3 protein-coding genes and 1 pseudogene are annotated in these 3,858 nt (G+C 75.6%); 2 read left to right on the plus strand and 2 right to left on the minus strand.

Features of this window, described 5'->3' with window-relative positions; genetic code table 11:
- Both AC0CYZ_RS23715 and AC0CYZ_RS23720 read left to right on the plus strand, forming a co-directional pair.
- On the plus strand, positions 1-450 hold a 450-nt coding region (locus AC0CYZ_RS23715; RefSeq protein WP_472219895.1), incomplete at its 5' end, for a M23 family metallopeptidase.
- Between the two features lie 280 nt (positions 451-730).
- The gene (locus AC0CYZ_RS23720; RefSeq protein WP_472219897.1) at positions 731-2,062 is read left to right on the plus strand and encodes a carotenoid oxygenase family protein; all 1,332 of its coding nucleotides are present in this window, start codon (positions 731-733) and stop codon (positions 2,060-2,062) included.
- A 10-nt stretch (positions 2,063-2,072) separates the two neighbouring features.
- Here the strand turns inward: AC0CYZ_RS23720 and AC0CYZ_RS23725 are convergent, their stop codons facing one another.
- A complete protein-coding gene (locus AC0CYZ_RS23725; RefSeq protein WP_472219899.1) occupies positions 2,073-2,894 on the minus strand; it encodes an oxygenase MpaB family protein in 822 nt (273 codons plus the stop codon).
- A 112-nt stretch (positions 2,895-3,006) separates the two neighbouring features.
- Positions 3,007-3,858: pseudogene (locus AC0CYZ_RS23730) on the minus strand (3'-5' exonuclease); the annotation flags it as partial.

The raw sequence follows: 3,858 nt of genomic DNA on the forward strand, positions 1-3,858 counted from the left end.
CGCAAGGTCGCCGACGCGGCCGCCGCCCGGGAGGCCGCCGCCCGCGCCCCGAAGTTCGTGCGGCCGGCGCAGGGCACCTTCACCTCCGGGTTCGGCGCCCGGTGGGGCACCTCCCACAAGGGCGTCGACATCGCGAACGCCATCGGCACCCCGATCGTCTCGGTCGCCGACGGCACCGTCATCGAGTCCGGCCCGGCCAGCGGGTTCGGCATGTGGGTCCGCGTGCAGCTCACCGACGGCACGATCAACGTCTACGGCCACGTCAACCGCTCCTACGTCACCGAGGGCCAGAAGGTGCGGGCCGGCGAGCAGATCGCCGAGATCGGCAACCGCGGCGAGTCCACCGGGCCGCACCTGCACTTCGAGGTGTGGACGCCGGGCGGCACCAAGATCAACCCGCTGCCCTGGCTCGCGTCGCGGGGCATCTCGCTGGGCGCCGAGAAGGACTAGCCCGTCGCCCCATGACCAGGGGCACACGGCGCAGCTCGGCCGGCGTCCGCACCTGCGTGACGTGCCCCTCGCTGGCTGGGGCACCCGCCGCCCGGCGACCAGGGGCACACGGCGCAGCTCGGACGGCGTCTGCACCTGCGTGACGTGCCCCTCGTCCCGGCGGGCGGACCGGGCACCGGCGGCGCAGGCTGGTCCCCGGAGACCCGCAGCCGCCGGAAGGACCGCCCTGAGCGCCGCCGAGGACACCCGCCCGACCCACCTCGCGGGGCACTACGCCCCCGTGCCCGACGAGATGGACGCCGTCGACCTCCCCGTCGAGGGCGCCCTGCCGCCCGAGCTGGACGGCCGGTACGTGCGCAATGGCCCGAACCCGCTGCCCGGCGACGACCCGGGGCACTGGTTCCGCGGCCACGGGATGCTCCACGGCGTGCGGCTGCAGGCCGGCCGCGCCACCTGGTACCGCAACCGCTGGGTCCGCACCGGCGCCCTCGCGGGGCGGCGGTTCCTGACGTGGCGCGGGGTCGACCTCACCGCGGTCCCGGCCAACACCCACGTCATCGAGCACGGCGGGCGCCTCCTCGCCCTGGTCGAGCAGGGACTGCCCTACGAGGTCGACCGCGAGCTGGACACCGTCGGGCCCTGCGACTTCGGCGGCCGGCTGCGCACCGCGATGACCGCGCACCCGAAGACCGACCCGGACACCGGCGAGCTGCACTTCTACGGCTACTCCCCGGTCCCGCCCTACCTGACCTACCACCGGGTCTCCGCCGCGGGCGAGCTCGTCGTGAGCCGACGGGTCAAGGTCCGGCGCCCGACGCTGATGCACGACGCCGCGATCACCGCCCGGCACGTGGTCTGGCTCGACCTGCCGCTGACGTTCTCGCTGCGCCGGATGGTGACCGGCTTCCCCTTCGGCTGGGACGACTCCTACGGCGCGCGCCTCGGCGTGATGCGCCACGACGACCCGACGGCGACGGTGCGCTGGTTCGAGATCGACCCCTGCTACGTCTTCCACGTCGGGACCGCCCACGAGGACGCGACCGGGCGGATCGTGCTCGACGGCGCCCGCTACACCGCCGCGGACATGGCGGCGTCCTGGTCCGGACGACGGCGCCGGGCGGCCGGCGGGGCCGCGGGCGCGGACCCGGCCGGCGAGGCCGCCGCGCTCGGCGTCTCGCGGATGCACCGGTGGACGCTCGACCCGGCCACCGGCGCGGTCTCCGAGGCCCCGCTGCACGACCGGCCCGTGGAGTTCCCGACGGTGGACCCGGCGCGGGTCGGGCGCGCGGCGCGCTACCGCTACGCCGTGACCTCGACCGACCGCGCCAACGCGATCGTGCGGCTGGACCTCGGCACGGGGAACACCACCGCCCTCGAGCTCGGCCCGGACGTCAAGGCCGGCGAGGCGGTGTTCGTCCCCTCGCCGCGCCCGGACCGGGCCGAGGACGAGGGGTGGCTGCTGTCGATCACGACCCGCGCCGACGGCACCGCGTCCCGCCTGCTCGTCCTCGACGCGGCCGACGTCACCCGGCCGGTGGCCGCGGTGACCCTGCCCCGCGGGGTGCCGACGGGCTTCCACGGCTCGTGGCTCCCGGAGCCCGCCGCGTTGTGAGCGGGGCGCGTCAGGCGCTGCGCACCAGGTCGCGGGCCCGGGCGATGCGCGGGGGCATCGGCGGGTCGGGGAGCAGCGACGTCGCGCCCCGCACCAGGCGCAGCGCCACCGTGGTGGCGGCGTCGGTCGTGGGCAGGCCGGGCAGGCCGTAGAGCCGCCGGGCCCAGCGGGGCAGCGTGCCGAACGCGAGGCCCGCGATCGTGGACAGGGCGATGGCGGCCGACGCCGGCGCGTGCGGCTGCGGGGTCAGCAGGCCGCCGACGCCGAGCCGGGCCTCGTCGCACAGGCGCAGGCCGGGCCGGACGCGGTCGAAGTACGCGGCCATCGCGCGCCGCGACGACGGGACGATCGCCGGGTCGAGGCCCACGACCTGCGCGGCCCGGACGCTCTCGGCGAGGTAGGCGTCGGCACCGGCGTCGTCGAGGACGCCGGCCCGGCGGGCGACGTCGACGTAGGAGTCGATCTCGCACGCGTGCACCCAGAGCAGGTTGTCGGGCAGGTCGAGGCGGAAGTCGTGGCCGGTGTCGGGGTCGAAGCCGCGCAACGCCGCGTGCAGGCGCCGGACGCGGCCCCCGGCGGCCTCGATCTCGGCCGTGCTGCCGAACGTGCGGGTGCCGACGAACTCGACGGTGCGCTGGAAGCGGGGCCACGCCTTCTTCGGGTCGAACAGCGCGGAGTTCTGGTAGGTCCCGCGCATCACCCGCGGGTGCAGCGACTGCAGCAGCAGCGCACGCATCCCCGCGATCCAGAGGACGGGCTCGAGGTGGACCCGCCAGGTCACCGAGTCGGGCCCGAACAGTCCGTCGTCGTGCAGGTCGTCGCTCGTGTCCACACCGCTCCCGGGTCGTCTTCTCCGACGGGCGGCTCCTGGTCGACCGCGTACTCCCAGGGCTACCCGCGGGCAAACGGCCCGGCAACCGGAGCGGCTCAGAGCTGGCGGGTGCTCAGAGCTTCTGCATGGGCACGCCGCCGATGAGCATGAGCCGCACGGTGCCCGACGAGCCGAAGTCGATGGTCGCCGTCGCCTTCGATCCGACGCCGTCGACGACGGTCACCAGGCCGAGCCCGTACTTGTCGTGGCTCACGCGGTCACCGACCTCGAGGTGCAGGGTCGGCCCGCTCAACCCCGGCGACCGCATGGGCGAGGGCCGGGAACGGGCGCCGGTGAGGTCGCGTCCCCAGGTGCGGCCCGACCCGAAGCTCGTCGACGCGCTCGGCGCGGAGCGCTCGGGCCCGCTGCGCCGCCAGTCGACGACGTCGGCGGGCAGCTCGTCGAGGAACCGCGACGGCGGGTTGGCCTGCGGCTGACCGAAGGCCGAGCGCATCAACGCGCGCGAGACGTAGAGCCGCTGCTGGGCGCGGGTGATCCCGACGTAGGCCAGGCGCCGCTCCTCGGAGAGCTCGGTCGGGTCGGCGAGGGCGCGCTGGTGGGGGAACACGCCGTCCTCCCAGCCGGTGAGGAACACGACCGGGAACTCCAGGCCCTTCGCGGTGTGCAGCGTCATGAGGGTGACCACGCCGTCGCCGCCGTCGGGGATCGAGTCGGCGTCGGCGACCAGCGACACCCGCTCGAGGAAGGCCTCGTGGGAGCCGGGGTCGGTCGCGTCGTCGGCGGCGACCACCCCCGCGGGCACCTCGGCCGCGCCGTCGGCCTGGGCCGCCTCGGCCACCGCGGCGTTCGCCCGCGCGTCGCCCACGAACTAGCGGGCGACGCTGACCAGCTCGGTGAGGTTCTCCAGCCGGGACTGCTCCTGCGTGTCCTCGGTGTTCTCCAGCTCGGCGCGGTACTTCGACAT

Source organism: Actinomycetospora sp. (genome assembly GCF_055612215.1).